Raw genomic sequence first — 24,516 nt, 5'->3', positions numbered from 1 at the left:
TGATTCTTGACTTGTTTTAAACGATTAAACTCATCATACTCATAGTAAATGATGTAGCCTTTAGAATCAGTTATACTAGTAATTCCTATTAATGGATCATAAGTATAAGTAGATATCATTGCTCCTGAAAGGGCAGCATTATTCCTTATATCATTTAGCTTCTGACGAAGTGTATTTTCTGTAGCTACCGAAATATCAGCATCAGATGCAGTAACCGCAGCATCTATCAAAGATTGTATTGCTGTAGCTTGCGAAGATGTGAAATTCTCAATCTTTGCTATAGGGTATTCTCCTTTATACCCCCATATATAAAATTCATGTGTTCCATCAGTTTTAGAGACCTCTTTTATATTACCATTATCATAATAACTATGGTGCTGAATACGATTTTCTAAAGAATTTGTACCTTTTGCTGTTTTAATAAATTCTGGAAGAAAAATATCATCAGCAATACCATCATTATTGGTATCTAAATCCCAATCTTTATAAGCTGTTACTTGGGTTGAAAATAAGTTATCATTTATCTTAGTTTCTTGTTTTATAACTGGATTAATAAGGTTCTTTGAAATCATACCATCAAAAACAGTTGAAGCCATTCCTGTTCCTGTAGGATAATCCGATGGATACTTATTGATTGTTTTAATACTTTCTCCTTTACTATTAGTAGTCTGAGTCTCCGTTAAATTTTTATGTGCAGGATTATCATATTTATAATTTGTAATAGTCGTTATTGGATTGTTACCATCCTTATCGAAAATACTCTCTGTTGTTCCTTTAAGGTAACTCCAATTAGACTCAATATTGAAAATTTTCACAAATTGTTTTGCAGGGACAATCGTACCCAGCTCTGGTGCTGGTTCATATACGTAATGACAAGTTTGTTGATATGGAAAACCAATAACATACTTCTTAACTGCTCTAGTAAATATACTAGAAGAATTATATGAGTAACTTTTTTCTTTTACTTTTATTCCGTTATTATTCTGATAAATTTCCTTTAATAGTTGCCCATTGTTAGGATCTACTCTGTATCCATCCCCCACTATAAAATAAGAAGATGGTATATCTACACTATTTTTATAAAAATATTTAACATTTCCTAAAGTTGCATTAACGGAATCAATATCAGAAACGGTTACTTCATTATATCCCATAACTTTTCCTTGAGCAGAATAACCAAATGGTATTACACTATTTGAGGTACGAACAATGAAGTTTGTCAATCCATCATACGAACCATGATCAGAATCTATTCCAAAACTAGAATTGATTTCTAGTGATTCATTGTACCAATAACTGACAGGACTTAATAACCTACCTGTTGAATAACCAAATTCATTATTGTAAGAATACTTCTTTTTTTTAATTATTTTATTTGAATCAATAGTTTCAATTGATTGAATACGAAGACCTGCTCCATTCTTTTGAAAAACGGGCTTCTTTCTATCATAGTAAGCACCAAGCATGACATCAGAAAACACATCAGTCCCTTTATCGACATATAATTTATAAGTTCCAGGTTCTAAGAATACGGACTTCTTTTTTGTATATGTACCCCATTCATTAAATTCAATATTAGAAGGTAAAAAACTAATTATATTACCGTTTACATTTTTCACATAAGCTTGTCCAACAAAAGATGTTGGATTACTGCTGTAATTATAATCATTTTTATATACAGAATAATCCATAAAAAATAAAGTAGGCTCATAAATTGTAAAGGTTGCCTCCTTTTGTTCCCAAGGATTTGCATCAGAATAATCAGTTATATAAAATTCTATACGATCTTCATCATAAAGATCTGGCGCATAATCCTCAGTAAAGTAATAGGTATTAGATTCATAATTTAAATTCATACTACCCCCTGTAGGATAAGTTATTTTTTTCAAAATAGCAGCTTGAGCCATTTCAGGATTTACATCTCGATTAGCTCCACCTAAATACTTTACATCAGCAGCACTTAAATTTTTATAAGCAGGGGTTAACATGCGAATAGGATAACTATAACCTATAGAGTTATTAGTGTGATTTAAACCATTATAATCATATCTATAGGCATCTAAGTCTATTTGAGTATTATTTTTGTTATTAAAATATCCCCAATGATCAATTGAAAAAGATAATTTATCAGGAAGAGAAATAGAATTATATGTGAAAACATAGGGAGGTAAGCTATTATATGTATTTGAATCTTTATTTTTAAAAGATTCGACAACAGAATCTAGTTTTAATCTTAAAAAATCTTCTTTATGGTTAGGATCGGACTGGATTATATCTTCATTAAAATAGCTATAATTAAAATCTATTTTTTTTACAGAATTATTATTCAAATCAAATAACTCAGCTGACTTCATTTTTTGTGCTTTTAAAATAAACGAACTACCGTTATAATTACGTAAATCTTCTCTGTCACTTGTTTGAAAATCAATATAGCCATTTTTAAAAACAATTTTTTTTAGATAAACATCTCGAACATCTTGCTGGCTTACGCTTGAAGAACGTTGATTAGCAGTGGTAATTTGATCTTGTAAATTCGAAAGATTAACTAATTGTACAAGATGCTCGCTATAATTAAGATTACTTAATGTTTTATATGATGAATTATTTGCATATACAAATTCTATTTCATCTCCTTCAGGTGATGCAACTTTTGTTAAATACCAAGCAGTAGTACTAACCTCTGTAGATGAATCATAACCTCCTATTCTTCTTGTTTGAAAAATTTCGTGATTAATATCGATAATATTATTAAAACTGTAATCATAATCTGTTGTACTTTCAGTTGAATACAAACCGCTTCCAAAATAATATTTCCAACCATTACCATCAACAATAGTAAATCCTTCTCCTCCTGCTTCTCCTCCACGAATAATTTTCAAATTATTTTGATCGATGCACGTGGCAGTTAAAGTTCCATTTATTTTTTGAAAAAAGAATTGACCAGATAACCCCATAAAATTAAAATAAAACATATCAGGTTCTCCATCAATTCGGTAAAGATGGTCTGGATAGTTTAACCAATGATAATACTCCCCCCAATATGGCGGTGATATGACTGGGGGACAATTAGGCGCACCTGGAGTATGTGATAAATAATCTACTGTGGATGGAGGAACTGTATTATTATAAAAGCCACCAATTTTAAAATCATCAGATCCTCGTATTTGCCGCGTAATTACTCCTCCTGCATTTAAAGCCCAACCTAAACCTACTTGACTTGCTTCTTGTGCAACTTTTATACCTGATGCATGATAACTCAACGAAATTGGTAATTCTATTTTCCCCGATTTGACATTAAATAAAGGGATAGATATATTAGGAACTCCTGTATAATTACTTACTGGTATGTCTGCATAATGAGCTAATGATGCTGCATTAGGTGAAGGAGGTATAACCTTAGGTATGCTCTGAGAATGAATAAATATATTAATAAAGACAATCAAAAATAGAGTTAATTTTATTTTCATTTTACAGCAGTAATTTATTTATTAGATATATTAAAAAATAGTTTAATGATTGGTTTTTTCAATTAAGAAAGTTGTTTTTTATATTATTTTTCACGCAATAATATAAATTATATTTTAATTAACAAGATTATAACGAATGTTTTTTTCTTACATTTTTTAATTACTTTTGTCAACAAAGCACTTATACATGAAATATTTTATAAATAAAAAAATCCTCTCTTTTAATCTTCAAGAAATGCTAATTGTATTGGCGATTATTGGAATTTTACTCTTAATTGCACTACCCAATCTGATGCCTTTGATTACGAAAGCCAAAAGTGTTGAGGCTCAGGTACAGCTGAAAGCTATCTATAATGCAGAAAAACAGTATTATTTTATGTACTCAAAATACAGTTCTAATTTTGCGGAAATCGATTTTGAAGCTCCTAAAACTGTTAAAGAAAATGGTAGTGCTAACTATTCTTATGAAATTATTCAATCTTCTGATACTGAGTTCAAGGTTAAAGCAACTGCTTTGACTGATTTTAATGGTAATGGTGTTTTTAATGTGTGGGAAATTGATCAAAATGGTGTTCCTAAACAAATCATTAACGATTGATGTGGCTATTAAAACTTCTTATACTGGGTGTTTTTAGCCTTATTTTTTTTCAGGATTATAAAGACCGAAAAGTCTATTGGTTTTTGTATCCCGTTGTAGGCATTCTTGTTTTTATATTGCAAGCCCAAATTCTCCCTTTGAATATTGCATTAATAAATTCTGGTGTCAACTTATTATTGGTTCTTTTTTTATTAATTTTTAGTTATTTATATGCCAGATTGAAATTGAAAAAATCTTTACTACAATCCGTTTTAGGATTAGGAGATATTTTATTTTTTATAGCGATTGCTTTTTCTTTTTCTATTGTATCCTTTTGGGTTCTTTTTGTTTTTTCCTTGATTTTTTCACTAATCTTACATCTGGTATTAAAGTACAAACAGATAGAAAAAACAGTTCCTTTAGCAGGTTATATGTCTTTATTTTTTGCTGCAGTATACAGCCTTAGTTTTTTCTGTAATTTTCATTTTTTATATGCTTACTAACTAATGACAGACTTCAATATTCCCATAGCCTTACAACAATTAGTAAGTGCTGAGCAAGCATTTCATTACCGGATTATCCCTATCGAAAAGTTAGACTATCAAATTGTACTAAAGACGGATGTTGCTGATATTCTTGGCTTGCAAACCGAATTAGCTGTTCTATTAGGATTTCCTACAAAATTAAGAAAAGAAAGTACTGAAAATCTAAACCGCTATTTAAATACCAATTATCGCAAGTCATCAGCTAAATCAGTTTCAACCATTCATTATTCTGCTGACTTTCTGGAAAAGATAATCGTGAATGCTAAAGAAATAGGCAGCAGTGATATTCACTTCGAACCTTATGAAAAAAATGCCAGAGTTCGTTTTCGATTGGATGGAAAATTAAAAGAACAATTTCACATTACTACCGACGAATATCCTATTCTCATCAATAAAATAAAAATTAGAGCACAGCTTGATATTTCTGAAAAAAGGTTACCGCAGGATGGTCGTATTACTATTGTAACCGATTATGAAGATTTTGACATCAGGGTTTCTATCCTGCCAACTCTTCATGGTGAAAAAGTGGTTTTACGTATTCTCAGTAAAGATACCAGCCATATCGATATTAATGCACTGGGTTTTACAAAAAAAGAATTAGGTACTTTTCTAGAGAACATTAAAAAGCCTAATGGTATTGTTCTTATTTCTGGTCCAACTGGTTCTGGAAAGACAACGACCTTATATGCCACTTTAAAGAAACTGAATCTTGCTAATACGAACATACTTACCGTTGAAGATCCAATAGAATATACCCTTGAAGGAATTAACCAAGTCCAATTGAGAGAAAACATCGGACTTGATTTTGCCAGTACACTGAGAACTTTTTTACGACAAGATCCAGATATCATTATGGTGGGTGAAATTCGTGATGTAAATACCGCTAATATGGCAATCAGAGCGGCTTTAACCGGACATTTGGTTTTATCAACGATACATACTAATTCCGCTTGGGCAACAGTTTCCCGATTGATTGATATGGGGATTCCCTCTTTCTTAATAGCCAGTACACTTAACATAAGTGTTGCACAACGATTAGTTAGAAAATTATGCAGCCATTGTAAAACCGAAAAACCAATAGCTACTGCTTCATTCCCTAGTGGTTTTGAGATTCCAAAAGATCTTCTTTCTCATCATGAAGCTGTAGGCTGTGAACATTGTTATCACACTGGTTATTCCGGAAGAAAGGCTATTTATGAAATACTTCCTATAGATACAGAACTGGCAGCTTTAATTAAAAACAATCAGTTAGCCATTGATGATTATATCGAAGAAAAAAAAATATTTACGTTGCAAAAAAACGCTTTGTCATTAATTAAAGAAGGAACTACCTCCATCGATGAAGTTTTTTCTTTATTGCTCCAATAAAACCTATATTAGCTAATTCAATTTATACGCTTTCATGAAGAAAATTACCATTTTACTTATATTCTTTCTTTTTCAGTTAGGCTATTCGCAAGAGAATAGAATGCAACAAATAAAAAATAATATCGAAGCAATTAGTACTGATGTAAAAGGCTTATCCGAAAAAGTAAACATCAATATCAAAGAGACTTCTCTTTCGAGTTTTTTATTAGCTGTTTCAGAAATTCATAAGGTAAATATTAGTCTTTCACCAGAACTGAATAATAAAAATATTGTCAATAATTTCTCGGATGTAACTGTGGGTGATTTATTGGTTTTTCTTTGTAAAGAATATAATCTTACTATTGAATTCACAGGGAATATCCTTGCGATAAAACCGTTTACAAAAGCTGTTGAAATACCTGTAAAAAAGCCTATAATTGTTTCTTATGATGCTTCAAATGATTTTCTGTCATTGGATTTAAAAAAAGACCCTCTATATGATGTTTTCAAAAAAATCATGGATGAGAGCGGCAAGAATATTGTATTTGCTCCGGGATTAGAAAATCAATTATTACAAGCATATATCAAGAATATGCCTTTTGATGCAGCTTTAAACAAATTAGCTTATGCCAATAATCTAACTGTAACAAAATCGAGAGACAATTTTTATGTTTTTGACCAATTAGAAGGAAATTACACTCCTACTACTGGAACAGAAGGAAATGCTAACGCGAATGCAATCCGTCAAAGCAAGCCACAAAGAGCCAGAAAATCAAACTTTTTCTTTAATGTTGTTGATGCTGATAAAAAAATAATAGATGTGGATTTTGAAAATACTCCAATTTCAAATATCGTCTATGATATTGGACATGAATTAGATATTGATCTATTTATTTCCAGTCCATTAGAAAGCGCTGGTAACGCAACTGTAAAAGCTAAAAACATAAGCTTTGATGCTTTGCTTGACAAATTATTTGAAACTAAAACAGAAGGCAAAGCATTAGCAAATAACAATCCTTCTCAACAATCTCCTTCGTTTAATAATATTGGAAATGGAAACGGAAATTTAAGTGCTGGGAATGGAATTGGAAACGATACTTATACGTACAGAAGAAATGGGAATGTATATTATTTTGGAACCAAAAATCAATTAATCGTTAGAAATATTAAGTCGATTCCATTAATGCATCGTTCCATTGAGTTATTGAGTGATCCTTCTAAGGAAGGCAGAACTGCCGGAAGAATCAATCCTAATACTAACAATTTTTCTAGCTATAATAACACTTCATTAGACTTTAAAAACAATTCCAATTTTCCTTCTCAGAACAATAATTCTAATTTAAGTACTAACTCCTCATCGAGTACAAATACTAGTAATCCTTCCGAGTCTATTTTAAGTATAATCCCTGACGAAATAAAAGCGGATCTGGATATTAAAATTGATAAAGAATTAAATAGTTTTTTAGTAAATGGTCCTGCTACCAATATTGAACGTTTTGAATCTTTCATAAAATATATCGATAAGGCTGTGCCTGTTATATTAATTGAAGTAATGCTTCTTGAAGTTAACAAAAGTGCTACTGTAGAAACTGGTATCAATGCAGGTATTGGTGATAAACCTGTAACTACTTCCGGAACTGTTTTTCCTAGTGCTGATATTACTCTTGGTGCCACTACTATCAATAAAATCATTAATGGTTTTGACGGTTTTGGATCTTTGAATGTGGGTAGTGTAGTTCCTAATTTCTATCTGAGCCTAAAAGCGATGGAAACTAATGGGAATTTAAAAATCCGATCATCCCCTAGATTATCTACTTTAAATGGGCATAAAGCCTTTTTGTCTATTGGTGAAACGACTTATTATGTGGTAACCAATCAGAATTTTTATGGTTCTCAAATTCCACAGGCTTCTGAAGTGAAAAACTATCAATCGATTGATGCAGAATTATCAGTAACCATTATGCCTTTGGTTTCAGGCGATGGTCAGATTACTATGGATATTAAAGTAATTCAGTCAAGTTTTAATGGTCAAAAAGTAGATAAAGACGCTCCCCCGGGAATTAATTCAAGAGAGTTTACTTCTATTATTCGTGTCAAAGATCAGGATATTATTGTACTTGGTGGTCTTGAAGAATCTGTAAAAAATGATTCTGGAACTGGAGTACCTATATTATCCAGAATACCTGTTATCAAATGGTTATTCAGCTCCAGAAAAAGAGAAGATTCTAAGAAAAAATTATCGGTATTAATTAAACCTACTGTTATTTACTAATGAAATTCCCTTCGCTATCTTCTGTTTTAATTGGTAATCAATACCTCTGTATCGAGCATTTCTCCTCGAATGGTGAAGAAATGATTGCAGTCTTGTTGCTTGAAAATAAAAAAGAAGAATTACGTATTTTAAAAAAAGACAAAGTAAATTACAATGGAACTTTCCCTGAAAAATGGGATAAAAAGATTCCTTATATTCTAACAGTTAATACCAATCAGGTTATTCAGAAAGAAGTAGCTGGCGTAGATTTAGTAGATGAAAAACTATTACACAAAGCTTTTCCTAATACCAATTGGGATGAGTTTTATTTTGAAATTTGGCGATTAGAAACCAAATCTATTATAGCAATCAGTAGAAAAACCTATATAGAATCTCTATTAGAAGATTATACAAAACAAGAAATTGTCATTGCAGGTATTCATCTCGGCGTATGCTCTTTATCTGAAATTATTGCTTATACGGATAATGATACATTCATGACCAATCATCAGACTGTATCCTGGAATGAGACCAATCCCATACTGACACCAAATACAGAAACACCTCAAACAAATTATATTATAAACGAGTTATCTGTTCAAAACAGTCACCTTGTAGCTTTTTCAAGTGTATTAGGCTTTTTATCTCAAAGTAGCCAAAACACAGGTAATACAATTGAATATAGTCAGAAACAATATGATAATTATCTTCAACGTAACTTTTTTTCAAAAGGACTTAAAGTAGCAATTGGAATAGTACTAGGAATTCTATTAATCAATTTCTTTGTATTTTCTCATTATTACAATTTATCTCAGGAAACAGATGTGAATTTGATGCTGAACAAATCTTCTCTTGAAGAAATCAGTAAGACTAAACAACGTATGCTCTCCAAAGAGCAAAAATTAAAAAATGTTATGGCAGGAGTACAATCGCAAAGTACTTCCATACTAAATGAAATTACCAAAAGGGTACCTTCTTCTATTTTACTCACCGAGTTGGTGTACCAACCTCTCGAAAGAAAGATTAAAGCAAAGGAAGCCATCATTGCTTCAGATAAAATCATAATAGTATCTGGCACCACAATGAACAACCAAGATTTTACTTTATGGATTGAAGCTATTGAAAAATTGAAATGGATTGATGAAGTCGTAATCACTCATTTTGGAAAAAATGATACTCATGAAACCCTATTCACTATTAAACTAACTTTAAAATAGATGAAATTAAACAAGAAAAATAAATTTTTACTTTTCGGCTTTGCTTTTGCATTGTATATATGCTATGCTTTTGCTATTTCAAATACGATAAAGTATTATAAAGAGTATCATAGTAAAGAAGAATTGATTACAGACAATAGCTCTTCTCCAAAATTAGCTTATCAATTACATCAAAAAGAGAATCAATTAGACGAACTCTTATCACAATATAATATTACTACTTCAGAGTCTTTCCAAAATGATTTACTCAAACAGTTAAATAACTTTTGCAATATCCATCATCTTAAAGTTATTGATTTTAAAGAACCTCATATTGTTACTGATAAAGGTTTTGTGAATAGTAGTTATATTTTTTCATTAGAAGGTTCTTATAATGGCTGCCTATCCTTACTCAATAAAATTGAAAACAGTCCTAATTTGGGAAGTATCAAACATTTGAACTTTATCAAAAAGAAGAATTTTAAAACTAATGTGGATCAACTTTTTGTTGAAGTCATTTTACAAAAAAATAGTGGTGTGAATTGATATTCGATTTTACACAAGAATAAATTTATTTGCTTCTTTGAAGCATAACAAAACAAATAATTCTCCTTATCAATTCTAAATTTGCTTTATAAATAGCATCTTTTTATAAATCTCTTCCTTGACTAGACTGTTATCAAAGTAAAGATTTTCTATTACTCCCGCAAATAGTACAATTAGTTTAGCTCTTTCTATACTCTTCATATAAATATTTAAACATTTTTCGACTACAACAAAAAGCAGTTAATCAATTGATTTAAAAGTTTTATTCAGGTTTTCATTTGAAACGGACTAAAAGGGCAGCTAAGATAGTAACGCCCCAATACGTCGTGCGCATAATGAACTGCAATTAACTTATTCACCCTTCGGGACTTATAGCACTCTGTACTGGATGCGCTACTTGCATCTGGCTTTCTTTTTTTCCGTTTTTTCTTTTGAAAAATTTTTATGAGAGAGACGGTTTCAGAGAATACAAAAATCAAACAGTAATCTTTAAAACTTAAAGTTATGGAAATCACAGGAAGATTAACAGCAGATGCAAGCGTTCACAAAGTGAACGAGAACAAAGAGGTAGTAAACTTTAGCATTGCTATCAATGAAAGTTACAAACCTAAAGGTAGTACCGAAATAAAAGAAATAGTAACCTATATCAATTGTTCTTATTGGCTCAACTCAAAAACTGCCCAATGGCTAAAAAAGCGGCATTGGTTCAACTCTTTGGACGTATTGGATTGAATGTTTACAACAGTAGCGATGGTAGAGCTTTAGGTAGTCTTACCTTTTTCAATGGTTTAAAAAAGACTTAAATTCTCCCTCTCTCGTATGTCCTGAAAATTTACATCAGGCACATGATAAATTGGTTGTAAAAAAACGAGCATTACAACGAAAACAATATTTGGAAAAAATGCGACATGAAATTCTAAAAGAACAACAACTATACACCAAACAAAAAAAGCCATTTTTTGGGCTTTCTTTTTCCAATGAAAATCTTACTATATCTTTATTAGAAAATGTACAGGAATTCATGGAAGAGGGCGATACATTAAATCACTGCATTTTTACTAATGAATATTTTAAAAGGAAAGATTCTTTAATCTTCTCTGCCCGAATAGATAACATACCTATTGAAACTATTGAAGTTTCACTTTCTAAAATGAAAATAGTTCAGTGCAGAGGCTTGAAAAACAAGAACTCTAAACATCATAAAATGATTCTCAATCTTATGCAAAAAAATCTGTATCAGGTGTGCTCACGAATGAAAAAAAATAAAAATGAAACTGTATAAAAAATCCCGCTTTGATTAATTGAATAATGTTATAATTGATATCTGATTTATAGGCTTGATAAATATAATTCTCAACTCTAGTTTTTCCACATTTTCTGCAAATATATCTTTGATTTCCAAACTTTGTCTTTCCATACTTTATCATGCTTCGAATGTCACCAACACATCTGTAACACATGGTCTAGTTTGAGCTCACTTTTTTTGATTTAAGGAATTATAAAATAGAAAAACAGCCCGAAAGCTGTTTTAATTTTTACACGATATTACTATAAATCTCTGATTTTCTGTAAACATTAGATGGAATAATTAACCACCAACATATCTGATACATTACCCTTCTGATAATGCATCTAAGTTTACCCATCTCCCTAAAGCTGGGTCATAATTTCTAGCTCCATAATCATACATATTAAGTTCTATCTCATCTTGAAGTTCTTTCCCGTTTAAGCTATAATTTAATTATATAGTCAATCATTTTTCTATCTGTAATTATCCGATTATCAAACCTCAAAGCAGCTAATGATATACAAATAGTATCACTTGAATTATTCGAATAAAACACCACAAGTTTCCCTCTAGTATCTACCTCATAAACAGAGTTGTAATCATATTTCATAACACCTATCTTATTTAAAATCTGTTGAATACTATCTATTTTATCTTTACTATTAATACAATAGGTTTTTGCTTTTGGAAAATTTTTATCAAAAGAATTACAATCAACTTTTTTTATAAAATCAATACTATAATTTATTTTTGTTATTTTAAGTTTTGCAACTTTTTTTTCTTGTCCAAAACTCTTAAAAAAACATAAAAAAAATACTAAAAACACCTGTATTCTTATCTTATTGTTCTTCATTTTTTTTCTTTTTTGCTTTTATTATAACTTCATTTTTTGCAGAAGTAGAGGTTGGATCTTTTGTTTCTTTCATTTCAATACCTCCATGGTCCATCCTTGTAACTTCTCCATCTTGAATTTCCCCTAATGCTTTAGCAGTCAATTGTTCCGTACCTTCAATAACTCTTTTTTCCTCCAAATTATCATAATCTTTATCTTTAGTGGACTTATTTATATCTTTCTGTTTTTTATTAGTCAGTTCCTCTAATGCATGATCTCCTTCATGATTTAAAATGGTTGTTGCTGAAATCATAATCCCTTTATTTGTTAGAAGTCCACGGTTAGGATCCCAGTTAATTGTCTTTGTATCAGGATCAAAATAACTTCCATTCTCAACCTGATCTTTTGACAGCTCTGCTATAGTGATAATTTCTTTTCTGGCTTGCAATTTTGCATAAATACCTCCTAAATTATGTTTATTTAAGTGCTTAATTGCTTTAGCAAATGCAGCCTTAAACTCCTTTGATACTCCTTTTGCAAAAACAATTTTTTTTCCATCTGGATCAATCGCAATAGTAGGCATATTCCCTACGTAACTGTAGAGTGAATAATTATAATATTTTTCCGCTAGCGGATCCACATTCATCCATCTACCAAGTGCAGGGTCATAATTCCTAGCTCCATAGTCATACAAATTCAACTGAATCCCTCCAATATTCTCGTCCTGTAATTCTTTCCCGTTGTATTTATACTTGTAATCTGAATTAACAACTTGACCATATCCATATCCAGTATGTTTTAATCCAAATGGATAATAATCATTTTCTTCCTGAACAACTAAGTTCTTATCATAGCTTAAACGAATATTTCCTAGATGATCTTTATACTGATATATGTATTTATAAGAACTTGCATTATGTTCAACATAACCTTCCGCAGTTGGAAAGAATTTCAAATCATTATCTTTATATTGATACCCTCCTAAATAATCCGTTGTCGTTATTGAACCTTGAGTAACCTCTTTCCTAACTTTTTGTCCAGATGCATTGTAAATGTAAACAATATTTCCAGCTGTGCCAAATGTAATCTTCGTAGGTAAATTCAAATGATTATATACTATATTTGTTGTGATACCTTTATTCGCATCCGTTAACATATTACCATTAGCATCATAAGTGTAATCATTACCAGATGTATTTTTAAATTCATTTGCAAAATTTGGATTATTACTAATGGCATCATCTACACTCAATAATTGATTGGTTGTATTATTATTAAGGTAATTATAGGTTAAATTATCTATTAAGGTTTGATTAGTATCATCTAAACTTCCATAACGTGTCAAATGCATAATGTTTCCATTCTTGTCATAATCCATACTTTCGTTATAAAGGTTGGTTACCGTAGCTTCTTTTTTATAAATACCTTCTCTTAGTCGGTTTAAATTATCATACTTATAACCATAGGTTCTTACAACTCCATTATCTGAATTGGTTGCCCATTGGGTTTCGGCAATGTTTCCGTTATACAAGGCTGTTACTCCAGAAATTAGTGATGGTATGTTATTATAATTGATTTTAAAAGCAAATAAATCCTTTGGATCTGATCCTTGTTGCAATACGCTGATGTCGTTAATTCCTTTTAACCAACCTCGAATATTATAAGTATAATCTACTTTTTGAGTTGGAGTAGCTACATTATTCCCTATTTTTTTAGAAACTAATTGTCCTAATTCATCATAAGCATTACTAGCAATTAACTCCTCAGTTCCATCATTTATTTGATGTTTATGAGTAAGTAATCTTCCTTGAGGTGAATAAGTAAAAATATCTTTAGTCTTTAATTCAGTATCAGTTGAAAGTCTTTTATGATAGCTAATAGTATAATCCGGTTTCCCTGTAAAATCCAATTTAGTATCAGTAAAAGTATATCCTCCTAAGAAATTGGTAGAATATGTTCTAACTGGTCTCGCTTTATTATCATAAAATGTTGTAGCAATTTCTGATTGCGAGGCTAAAAGAGTTGTAGGGACTCTTGTCCATGATCCTGTTGCTAATCCTTTTACTCTTGCTGGAGCGCTAATTACATTTTGTGTTTCTACAGCACTAGGAATACCAGCTACACCTGGAAAATCATAATTATTATAATAATTTACCTTAAGTAATTTAAAACTTGTGGGAGCTATAGCATTACTATAATAAACAGAAATACTGTCTATAGTTCCTGAAGTTTGTTTGCTTTCATTAAATACAGAAGTACTATTCTGGGCTGTTTGTTTTGCTATCCTTCCAACACTATTTACGGTAGTAGATTGTTCCCAGCCTGTATAGACTGGCCTGCTAAAAACATCATATTTAGTAATCATCCAGCCTACTGCTCCTGCAGCAGTATCATTAAACGGTGACAATGCTGGTCCTGTTGCGACTACTCTATCTAATTTATCATAAACAATAAACTCCCATTGCTTTCCTGGTAATTTCTTTTCTACTAAACGATTTCTCTGATCGTATTTGTATTGATAGCATAAATCATCTAAAACAGAAGAACTGCCTGAAGAAGAAATAACAGCTGAAAAAGTACTTCCTGACTGAGCATAAAACCCATCTTTCAATGTAATAGAATTAGATGCTGTAAGATTCAAAGTATTGCCTGAAGATACTACTGCTGTTGAATTTAAACTTGACTGCTGGATTGTTCCATTACCAATTAAGTCTACCGCTTTAGGTGGAATTACAAAACTCAGATTACCTAAATCATCATATATATAATAGGTGTCATGTTTTTCATTAACACTTCCTTTTTCAACAGTTCCATATGTTCGTTTTAAAACAACCTGACCCTCTTTATTTTTAAATTCTACTGTCGATCCAGCTGATTCATTAATTGGGTTTGTTGCTGAATTCTCATCATAAGTAACAGTTTTGTATAACTCGTTTTCCGAATAGTAACTTCCTGTATTTTGAAGTTCTGGCTGATAAGTTACGGTATTACTAATCATTGAAGATGCTAAAACAACCTTAATTTTTTTCACTTCATCTATATCCAAATTGGATTTATAATCCATTTTTATTTCATGACCATTACCAAGTGCCCAATCATTACCTGGTGCTGCTTGTTTTAAAACCCTGTTTAATGGTGAAGCTTCAAATTGTTTTTCAGAGTAGGGATTAATTGTATTTTCATATTTACTGGTATTATAAAAACTTTTTGTCAAAATATCAATATCTCCTGTTCTAAACATACCACAACTGGCATCATCGGTATATGGCAAATACTCTTTAGCTACTCTGTCAAAATTATCATAAGCAATATGAGTAATGATATCTTTGCTACTTGTACCTCCACCTGCACGAATTCCTATTTTTTGTATTGGTCTCCCTAATCCATCAAAATAAGTCACAGATTCTTGTTTTTCCACATTTGATAAGCTCGAAATATCTGTTGTCTCTATTTGAGGTATAGTGGTATGAATATAATTTTCATTACTAATTCCTCCACAAACAATTGACTGAGCATTTACTGTTACACTTGCTGAGGGAGATATTTTCCCTTGAAAAGATGCTACTATACTATAGCTACCTGGTGGAGCTGTAACTGTAGCTCCTGAAAAGATTACCCCTTCTGTTGGACTTACTGTGTAAATAAATGAAGGATTATAATTTGTAATTGTAAAACTCCCTATATTTGTTGTAGTATTAGCATGAGTAACACCACTTAATATCGGTAAATCTAAAACTGATGGTGATGCATTAATTACCACATTTGTAGAAGAACCAGAAGTACATCCTGAGGCATTGGTTACTGTAAAATTGTAAGTTGTGGATGCTGCTAATCCTGTTATTAATTTAGTAGTTCCATTTCCTGTAATATTCCCAGGATTAATTACCCAATTATTACTACTTGGTAAACCCGATAGCACAACACTACCTGTTGAGTTGAATAATGTGGGTTGAGTTATAGTACCTACTACCGGAACAGAAATTCTTTCAAGATATATACTGCTTGATGAAAAACTCCAGAGTAATGTATTGTTATCCCTTGCTCTTAAATAATAAGTTGCTCCGTTTGGTACTGTTTTTGTTAAACTAGTATCAGATGTGCTAGTTCCATCAGAAGTGTTTTGCCAATACCAAGTCTCACCAGCTGGTGGTGTACCACGTTGCAAAACTGTATTATTACAATCAGTACTTACTACTGTTAGTGCGGAAGGGGTTTCTGGATTCAGTCGCTTCTTAACCTCGACGGTAGTAGAAGCATAATAATATTGATAAGTAAAAGGGTCATACCAGCTCGCAGTAATTACTCCGCTTCTAGGTACATCAAAAGTCAGTGCCATACTAAGTTGCTCATAACCATCACTTCCCTCAAGTACTCCAACCGTAGAAGACCACGTAAAATATGAATCAGAAGGTTCCTGACCATTTATACCTGTAATACTATAATATTCATAACTGCCTTCATATACTGTTGTAGGTCCACTAAGATAATACTGAGCCGAAACCGACTCAATACCTGTAAAAAGAATAATAAAAATAGTCCAACAATATAGTTTTTTCAATTTTTCAAAGTTCATATTTCTTAACTTTTAGATTTTATATAATGAAGCTTTTTAAAATAGACTGTTCCTTTCACGTCTAGCTCTTCAATAAATAATATTTTATCATCTAATTCAATTATTTTATACAAATACTCTTTATTATTTCTATCATTTTTAATTTTTAAAACTTTTTCAAAAAGGTTTAACTGCCATTTACCAACTGAAGATCTTCCATCGGATAATTTAAGTTCAAATAAGTGATTATTCATAAATGCAATCTGTCTGCCCTTATATGCTTTTTCAATAGAGGAGTGACTGGACTCAGGTAAACTATTAAATACTTTTTTTGCATCAGCTGCCATCTGTTCAGAAGTAACTTTGTAATTTAATTCCCAATTACCCAATAATTGATCTTCTTGAATTTGAGCCGCTACGGGATAAAAATTGAAAATCAACATTAAAAATGTAAAATGTGTAAATATTTTTCTCATATTATTTTTTATTAATTCTTATAATGATAATTGTTAGCAGAAAGAATTTTTCCATCCTGATTCTTGACTTGTTTTAAACGATTAAAAGAATCATATTCATAATAGATTGTATAACCTTTAGGATCAGTCATACTTGTAATTCCTATTAGTGGATCGTAAGTATAAGTAGTCACCATAGCATCTGAAAGAAAATCTCTTAGATCTGCCAAAGCGGAACGCAATACTCCTTCATTTCCCTGATAATTTATTGAACCATTAGAATTAATGATATCCACTGCCCTATCATTATCCTGATTTGATTTTAATTGTAAATTAGCTACCTTACTAGATACTTGTGAATAGGTCGCATTCTCTATTTTAGCTATTGGATATTGCTCATTGTACCCCCAAATATAGATGGTCTCGACATCATTGATTTTTGAAACACTTGTAATATTCCCTTTATTATCGTAGCTATTATAATTCAATCTTGTTTCTATAGGACTTTCATCTGATTGAACTTCTACTGATGATGGATAAATATGATTCGTTAAATCATTTGAGGTTAACATATTCAAATTGCTATTAGATGGATCTGGTTTCCAAAATGAGTAATTTGTTTTCAACAATTTTACTTGATAATTATTAATCTTTTCTGTTTTTTCAATTACCGGAGCAATTATATTTCTAGAAACCATATTGTTGTAGACATTCGAAGAATAATTATAAGGATATTTAAAATTGGTTTTAAAACTATCTCCATTACTTTTTACAGTACTGATTTGAGATACCTGCTTACGTTCATCATAAATATAGTTTGTTACTTTAGTAACATTATCTATTGTTTCTGTAACAGAATCCAATCGCTCCCAAACGCTTAAGTATGCAAAATAATGATAATAAAAAGAATTGTGTGCAACATATCCTCCATTAGATGTGTATTTTGGTATACTATAAATATTTATACCTGGTATCGTTTTTAAAATATCATAGGAATAATGATAACGTATATCCTGTTTTTTTGTTCCATCCTCTTTGTACGTAGCTTTATTTAATAATGTTCCCATTTTCCAATTATTATCCATAAAGGGGCCAAGTGGCCAAGAATTTTTCATAACTAAACTTTCCCGAGGAAATCCATCATAAAATTGAGAAATTTGAACATAATGATCCTTAGCTTGATAATCATATGCGCCATCTATGGAAAACTCATATTTTGTATGTCCATTTCCTTCTTCATATTCTCTAACTAGTCCATACCCAATCATCGGACCTTGATCCAATCCCTGATCATTAACAGGATCAGGACTTAACTTTATAGCAAAAGTATAACTATCCGTAGAGTTATAAACCGTACAATCCATATAGCTTGAACTTGCTTGACATATTAAACGAAATGGAGTTATATCGTTGTAATCTCTATGCTTTAAAGTATAATGCCAAAAAGATGGTATTGGATAACCAAGTACTGGATTTTGATAGTCATAATTCTTTCTTTTTTGTAAAGATCCATCACTATTGAGATATTCTATCTTATCGATTTTTAATCCCCAGAACGGTTCAAGAGTAAGCGGATTTTCCATTTGTGAATAATAAAATTTTGCTAATCCACCAGTTGGATATTTAATACTTTTTAAAGTTCCCATCTGCATGTATTCTAAATTAGGGTTACGGTTTGCTCCAGGAATATTTACAGGGGAAACAAAACCATTATTATAAAGATTACTATCCGATAGACCAGAATCATCTGGTCTTAAAGTTTCGTTTAAAGGAGGAATTAGAGTAGAATTACTATCTTGCCCATTGTAAAATCCCCCCAAATCCTGAGCACGTGAAAATCTATTTGGTAATAAATCTTTACCTTCTGATGTTCTTCCATAATATTCAAAACTATGAGAATCTACAATATTCCCTAATGCATCTATTTTTTCAAAACCATCCAAATACAACCTATAATTCATTCCCTTATTTTCACTGTACAAAAATGAAGGCTGATCTGGATAAGGAGAATATATTTTTGTTGTTTGGATATTGTTTGTTTTAAAATGAAAAGATGATGATTTATAATTGTCATGATATACAACAATAGAATCTAATGCTTTCCTATATTTATCTAATGAATTTGGTCCACCAAACTGATAAATATCTTTTTTAATGAATTCAACAGAATCATTATTAGATGTGTATATTCTACTTAACAAAACACCAGACTCTTTGTGTCCGTACACTGCTTCAGAGTCTTGTGCATAACCAGCACCATTACTTGTTAAAATATAAAATTTTGAAATGTGAGGGTTTTGATAATAATAATCTCCACGAATATATTCGAAATTTATAGTATTAGACTTATCTGCACTCTCAATCTTAGTTAAATAGTAATCTGTTTGAACCTGATTAAGAAGTCCCCATTGAGTTTCAAAATAATATTTAATTCCATTATCGTCTATAATCGTTATAAAATTATAATCCGTGGAAAATTCAGCTCTCAAATTAGTATGTTTTCTAAAAGTATTTCCTTGAAATGAACCAGAATATTGTAAAAAATTATAATGATAAATAATGTGAGACTTTTCAGGATGTTCTACCAAATTTAAAAGTTTACCATACTGCTCTTCTACAGTTCCACTTATTGGTAAATTATTACTAGGAGTACTAAGATAAGTTCCGTTATTAGCAACGACTCTGGTAATCACACCTCCAGCATTAAGTGCCCAGCCAATACCTGCCCAAGTTGGATAATCTTCAACCTTAACTCCTGATGCGTAATAGGAAAGAGAAATAGGGAGTTCCAGACTTCCGCATTTTAATGTATATAATGGAAAACTAATTTGTGGCTTTCCAGTATATAAACTTACAGGCACATCGGCATATCTAGATAAATTTGCTGCTTCTGGTGAGGGCTTAATTATTTTAGGCAAATCCTGACAGTAGCATAATAAATTAATGAGAATAGTCAATCCTAAAGTTAGTTTTACTTTCATATGATAAGTTTATATTGTACATTAAAATAATTTAATCATTACTTTAATTTTAAACATTTACTTACAAATATAAAACACTATTTTCAAATTAACAAAACAAAACCTACATTTTTTACTTACAAATAAAATTTGAACACCTCATGTAATTTTAGAAATACTCCCAATCATCTACTAAATTGAAAAATAAACAGATCCATCACAACTAATAAATTACAATTAGCCCCCATAAGAATTCTTAAACTTAAATCATGGTTTTAGATTATTACACAACTTCTACATTGTACTTTTAAATCATTTTTTAATACTTTTCGATTTGGTTGTTATGTTTAATTCTTTCTTATTTAAAAATCATTAAAACTTAATCAACTAATTTTTATTAATTTTACAAAATCATAATAAAAACTATAAAAGTCTAGTGACCCTATTAGTGACCCTGTTCTTAAATATTATTTATAAAGCCCCATTATTACTGGGATTATCATAAAGGTTCCGGAGCCTCTTTCTCCGCTGAATTTGAAACCCTTAGCAAATGCTAAGGGTTTCGCCGTTTTTAGGGCGGAGCTTTTCTTTTCGAACCCAGCAATCAAAAACAATTAATTCCTCTCGTAAGCCCCGTAAATACTGGACAAATTATTTTTTATACCATTACAGATTTTCAAAATCTGAAATTATAAGGCATACTTCTGTGTCCCTATGGGTGTCCCTATTTTTATAAAAAATCTGTATTATCTTGCCTCAAAAACCAGTATTATTCAACTCGTTTTCAGCATCGTAAATAGGTAAATTGATAAAATTTTCAGACCTTTAATATCCTTATTTTTTTTCAAACTGAAAATGATCCGATCATGCTGAAGATTTATTTCTTTCTAAAACCTGGAAAAATGAACTGGAAAAATGAATCTCCGGTTTATGTGCGTCTCTGGCATGAACATGATTCCATCACAATAGCAACCGGACAGTATATAACTAAAGAGAGATGGGATTTTACAAACAAGCTGCGAAGTGTGCTCAGGATGGACAAAGAAAAAACGCTCCGCAGAAGCCTGGATGCTTTCCAATTGGCAATTGAAAAAAAATATAATGAAATCATCCGCAGAGACGAGGGCTTTTCTCTGGCTCAGCTCAAAAATGAACTTAACGGTAAAACGCCGGACAAAATTACTGTCTTAGAGATTCTGGAACTCCATATCAATTTTTTCAGCCGAAAAGTTAACCATGATGAAAGGTCCCGTGCAACTCTAAGCAAATATGAGCGGTCTAAAGACCTGCTGTCAAATTTTATAAGGGAAGAACATCAAAAAAATGACATCGGCTGGAAATCAATAAGCGGCAATTTTATTAATAATCTGGAATTATTCCTGAGGTACCAGAGCACTTTTAAAGGCCATATAGGAATCAGGAACAATTCAACGGTAAAGTACATGCGCATGTACAAAACTGCCTTCAACTATGCCCTCAAATCAGGCTTAATCATTAAAAACCCCTTCGACCTGTATGAAGGCAAGGTATTTGAAACCGATGCAATTTATCTGACTCCTGAAGAATTAAAAACGATAGAAACAGAGGTAATTACTGCAGGACGGTTAGTCAAAACCAGAGATATCTTCATATTCTGCTGTTATACTGGATATGCACCAGCTGATGCCTCTGCTCTAAGAGAAGAAAATCTTGTTCTTGACAACAACGATGATCTCTGGATTCTGGCAAACAGAACAAAGACCTCAATGCATGAAAATGTACCCCTGCTCCCTCCTGCATACCGAATAATTAATAAGTACAAACATTTGCAGCCAACGCTTCTGCCTGCCATATCAAATCAGAAAATGAATGAATACCTGAAGGAAATTGCGGCACTGTGCGGCATCAAAAAGAAACTGACATGGTACACGGCACGGCATACTTTTGCCACAACAGTCACCTTGGGAAACGGCATCAGAATAGAAAACGTTTCCTCAATGATGGGGCACGCAAATATCCTGCAGACTCAGCATTACGCCAAAGTTTTAGATATAAATATTAAAGAGGATATGAAAAAATTAATGGATAAGTATAGATAATTCCCTTTATTACTGCGAATTCAAAAAAAGTTTTATGTTTCTTTTATCGTCTTCTGAAGCCACAGGTCATTATTACTTTTTTAATAATTCTAAAAACAAGCTCTTCAAAAAAGAAATAATTTTGACATCAAATTTTTATAATCATTTATAATATTCTTCATCGGTGACAGGAGCTAACCATATTACCGCTCCTTTCTCATTGCTGCCCACAGCAATCTGAACAAAATAGTTGTCCTCGCTTGCCCCATGCCAATGCTCAATATTTGGCAGGCATTTTATAACATCGCCTTTATGCACTACTCTTTTGGGTTGTCCTTTTTCCTGATAATATCCTTTGCCGTCAATAGCCAGAATAATCTGTCCAGCAGGATGAAGATGCCACTTTGTTCTGGCTCCAGGTTCAAAAGTCACGTTGCCCGCCGTAATGGGGTTATCTTTATCTGCATCAATAAGCATTTTTAGATAAGCCGTACCTGTAAAGTTGCCGTTGTTTATCTTAGCTCCTCTGCCAAAGACAGTATCTGCACTATCACTATGCTTTTTGTCAGACTGCGCAGTTACGCTGTTTATTGAAAATAAAATCACCATGGCAACTATTCTGATAACATTTATCTTTTTCATCTATAAATATTTTGAATAAAACTGCACCAGTTTATCAGCCGCTTTGTTTACATATTCAGGTTTCCAATAGGTCTGAATATGCGTTGCTCCTTCAATTATAAAAAGTTCCTTGTTTTCTGAATTGACTGCTTTTGGAAATGCCTCATCAGTCATATATTTTGTATCCGCTTTGCTTCCTGCCATCATTAGCAGCGGCTGGGTGATTAGATCCATATTGGTGGCCGCGTCCCAAGTCATCAGGTCTAGAAGGCTGCTCATTGTGTACAGAAAAGTAGAATTCGGATGTGCGTAATCCCTATAATAGTACTGATATCCTTCGCGGTAAAGGTCTGTGGATGTTTTACTTATTTCCTCATCTGTAATGCTCGCTACACCTGCATATAAAATTTTTCCGCCGGAAACTTCCTGTTGGCGGGCATTTGAGGCCTGTACCAATCGTTCCTGAATTGTCCCTAAAGCCGAATTCTGAAACCCATTGCGTCTTACTTCGCCGGAATTAAACATGCTGAGGGTTGCAACGGCTTTAAAACGTTTATCAGACTGCACGGCTTTCAAGGTATAACCGCCTCCCCCGCAGATCCCCAATACTCCTAAACGGCTGGCATCAGCTCCCGGATACTGGGTTATAAAATCTGCCATTCCATGTATATCTTCAACTCTGAAAGCTGGTTTGTCGGTATGGCGAGGTTCGCCCCCGCTTGCTCCCTGATAGGCCGCATCGGCGGTGATGGTTATATAGCCTGACTCTGCCAGACGCTGTGCATATAATCCTGCTATCTGCTCCTTGATTCCTCCATTCGGATGTGCTACAACAACAGCAGGATATTTTTTAGAACTATCGTAATCTGCTTGAGTATATACGTTGGCTGAAATGTCGATTCCATTTAGCTTGTAGCTGACAGGACGAATATTCACTTTTCCCTTTTCATTTTTGGTTATAGCGCCGTCATATACAAGAGAAAAAGGATTCTTCTCATACTTTTTCTGTGCGGATTGTGCATTTCCCATATTCGATGTTATCATTGTTATTACTGTTATCAGTACTGATAATTTATTCATGACTTAAATTTTATTTTTTAGCTTTTAATAACTCCGCCAGCACTTTTTCGACAGCTTCGCCTTCTTTGATGCCAACTGATGTTTTGATAATTTCAGCAAATTCCTCCAGCTGTTTTGGGGTAAGACCAACATTCAGGCATATGTTTAAATGTGACTGCAGCATGGGTTCAGCTCTTCCTATTGCCGCAATCACAGAAATCGTAACAAGTTCTCTTTCTGAATAGGTCAAAACATCTCGGTCAAAAATATCTGCAAATAGATGTTCTTTAAGAAAAACATCTATTTCGGGTGAAAACGCCGCATATCCTTTTTTGGGGCCATCCTGCTTTGCAGCTGTAAGGATTTCCAGAATAGCTTCGCCGCGCTTGTATTTGTCTTTATTGTCACTAATGGGTGATGCTTCTGCGCCAATAGGATCACTAATTCCTTTTTTATTCCTATCGTCAATAACTTCCATTAAAGTCTGAAGTCCCCTTATACTCCTTGGAAATCCGCAGTAGGCATAAAGATGCACGATCACTTCTTTGGCTTGGTTAATTGTAAGTCCTGCATTCAAACCTACATTGAGTTCTTTCTTAAGCTTTCTTAAATCACCAACTGCCGTAACCGAAGCTATTTTAACAATCGACCGCTGTTTAGCATCCAGTGCTTGAATTTCAGTATTCTGGGCATCTACACTTGCAGTAATGGTTAATATTATTGCAGATAGTATCGGATTTATAATTGCCTTGATTTTCATATT

At 32.2% G+C, this 24,516-nt stretch carries 17 protein-coding genes and 1 pseudogene; 8 read left to right on the top strand and 10 right to left on the bottom strand.

Annotated features, from left to right (window positions below; genetic code table 11):
- The coding region (locus FEM21_RS06505; RefSeq protein WP_035658982.1) for an RHS repeat domain-containing protein at positions 1-3,467 on the bottom strand (3,467 nt) is incomplete at its 3' end.
- A gap of 187 nt (positions 3,468-3,654) precedes the next feature.
- Between FEM21_RS06505 and FEM21_RS06500 the strand changes: the two genes are divergently transcribed.
- From FEM21_RS06500 to FEM21_RS06465, 7 genes and pseudogenes are all read left to right on the top strand, one after another.
- Positions 3,655-4,065 (top strand): prepilin-type N-terminal cleavage/methylation domain-containing protein, encoded by a 411-nt coding sequence (locus FEM21_RS06500; RefSeq protein WP_035658980.1) that lies wholly within the window; start codon positions 3,655-3,657, stop codon positions 4,063-4,065.
- Between the two features lie 485 nt (positions 4,066-4,550).
- Entirely contained in the window at positions 4,551-5,957 is a 1,407-nt protein-coding gene (locus tag FEM21_RS06490) for a GspE/PulE family protein (protein WP_035658976.1), read from the top strand.
- A 34-nt stretch (positions 5,958-5,991) separates the two neighbouring features.
- A complete protein-coding gene (locus FEM21_RS06485; protein WP_035658975.1) occupies positions 5,992-8,208 on the top strand; it encodes a type II secretion system protein GspD in 2,217 nt (738 codons plus the stop codon).
- Positions 8,208-9,404, top strand: coding sequence for a hypothetical protein (locus FEM21_RS06480; RefSeq protein ID WP_035658974.1), 1,197 nt, complete (start codon positions 8,208-8,210; stop codon positions 9,402-9,404). The genes FEM21_RS06485 and FEM21_RS06480 overlap by 1 nt, the downstream gene beginning before the upstream one ends.
- Positions 9,405-9,929: a hypothetical protein gene (locus FEM21_RS06475; protein ID WP_035658972.1), complete on the top strand. Its 525-nt coding sequence runs from the start codon at positions 9,405-9,407 to the stop codon at positions 9,927-9,929.
- A 504-nt stretch (positions 9,930-10,433) separates the two neighbouring features.
- Entirely contained in the window at positions 10,434-10,661 is a 228-nt protein-coding gene (locus FEM21_RS06470) for a single-stranded DNA-binding protein (RefSeq protein ID WP_236353552.1), read from the top strand.
- A gap of 115 nt (positions 10,662-10,776) precedes the next feature.
- Positions 10,777-11,211: pseudogene (locus FEM21_RS06465) on the top strand (PcfJ domain-containing protein); the annotation flags it as partial.
- On the opposite strand, the gene FEM21_RS16800 reads toward FEM21_RS06465, so the two are convergent.
- The 6 genes from FEM21_RS16800 to FEM21_RS06445 form a co-directional block, all read right to left on the bottom strand.
- A complete protein-coding gene (locus FEM21_RS16800) occupies positions 11,147-11,356 on the bottom strand; it encodes an IS1/IS1595 family N-terminal zinc-binding domain-containing protein (protein ID WP_449404109.1) in 210 nt (69 codons plus the stop codon). The pseudogene FEM21_RS06465 and the gene FEM21_RS16800 sit on opposite strands and share 65 nt — an antisense overlap.
- A 185-nt stretch (positions 11,357-11,541) precedes the next feature.
- The gene (locus FEM21_RS16795) at positions 11,542-11,619 is read right to left on the bottom strand and encodes an RHS repeat-associated core domain-containing protein (RefSeq protein ID WP_394332867.1); all 78 of its coding nucleotides are present in this window, start codon (positions 11,617-11,619) and stop codon (positions 11,542-11,544) included.
- A gap of 40 nt (positions 11,620-11,659) precedes the next feature.
- Complete coding sequence (locus FEM21_RS06460; RefSeq protein ID WP_035658971.1) at positions 11,660-12,070, bottom strand: hypothetical protein; 411 nt, start codon at positions 12,068-12,070, stop codon at positions 11,660-11,662.
- Positions 12,057-16,622, bottom strand: coding sequence for an RHS repeat-associated core domain-containing protein (locus FEM21_RS16175; RefSeq protein ID WP_051627511.1), 4,566 nt, complete (start codon positions 16,620-16,622; stop codon positions 12,057-12,059). The genes FEM21_RS06460 and FEM21_RS16175 overlap by 14 nt, the downstream gene beginning before the upstream one ends.
- 5 nt (positions 16,623-16,627) lie before the next feature.
- Entirely contained in the window at positions 16,628-17,077 is a 450-nt protein-coding gene (locus FEM21_RS06450) for a hypothetical protein (RefSeq protein WP_152547377.1), read from the bottom strand.
- Between the two features lie 11 nt (positions 17,078-17,088).
- Positions 17,089-20,037, bottom strand: coding sequence for an RHS repeat domain-containing protein (locus FEM21_RS06445; RefSeq protein WP_035658968.1), 2,949 nt, complete (start codon positions 20,035-20,037; stop codon positions 17,089-17,091).
- Between the two features lie 845 nt (positions 20,038-20,882).
- On the opposite strand from FEM21_RS06445, the gene FEM21_RS06440 reads away from it, so the two are divergent.
- Positions 20,883-22,094, top strand: coding sequence for a site-specific integrase (locus FEM21_RS06440; protein ID WP_035658966.1), 1,212 nt, complete (start codon positions 20,883-20,885; stop codon positions 22,092-22,094).
- A 141-nt stretch (positions 22,095-22,235) separates the two neighbouring features.
- Here FEM21_RS06440 and FEM21_RS06435 read toward each other — a convergent pair whose 3' ends face one another.
- Genes FEM21_RS06435 through FEM21_RS06425 form a run of 3 tightly spaced genes read right to left on the bottom strand, consistent with a single transcriptional unit; the run spans position 22,236 to position 24,513 of the window.
- Positions 22,236-22,715, bottom strand: coding sequence for a cupin domain-containing protein (locus tag FEM21_RS06435; RefSeq protein ID WP_035658965.1), 480 nt, complete (start codon positions 22,713-22,715; stop codon positions 22,236-22,238).
- Complete coding sequence (locus tag FEM21_RS06430) at positions 22,716-23,774, bottom strand: alpha/beta hydrolase (protein WP_035658963.1); 1,059 nt, start codon at positions 23,772-23,774, stop codon at positions 22,716-22,718. It lies immediately after the preceding gene.
- A gap of 10 nt (positions 23,775-23,784) precedes the next feature.
- Complete coding sequence (locus tag FEM21_RS06425; protein ID WP_035658962.1) at positions 23,785-24,513, bottom strand: carboxymuconolactone decarboxylase family protein; 729 nt, start codon at positions 24,511-24,513, stop codon at positions 23,785-23,787.
- Between the last annotated feature and the right edge of the window lie 3 nt (positions 24,514-24,516).

The organism is Flavobacterium seoulense, from assembly GCF_000695795.1.
Classification (GTDB): Bacteria; Bacteroidota; Bacteroidia; order Flavobacteriales; family Flavobacteriaceae; genus Flavobacterium; species Flavobacterium seoulense.
The sequence above is the reverse complement of the archived record's forward strand: the minus strand, read 5'-3'. Positions and strand labels throughout refer to the sequence as shown.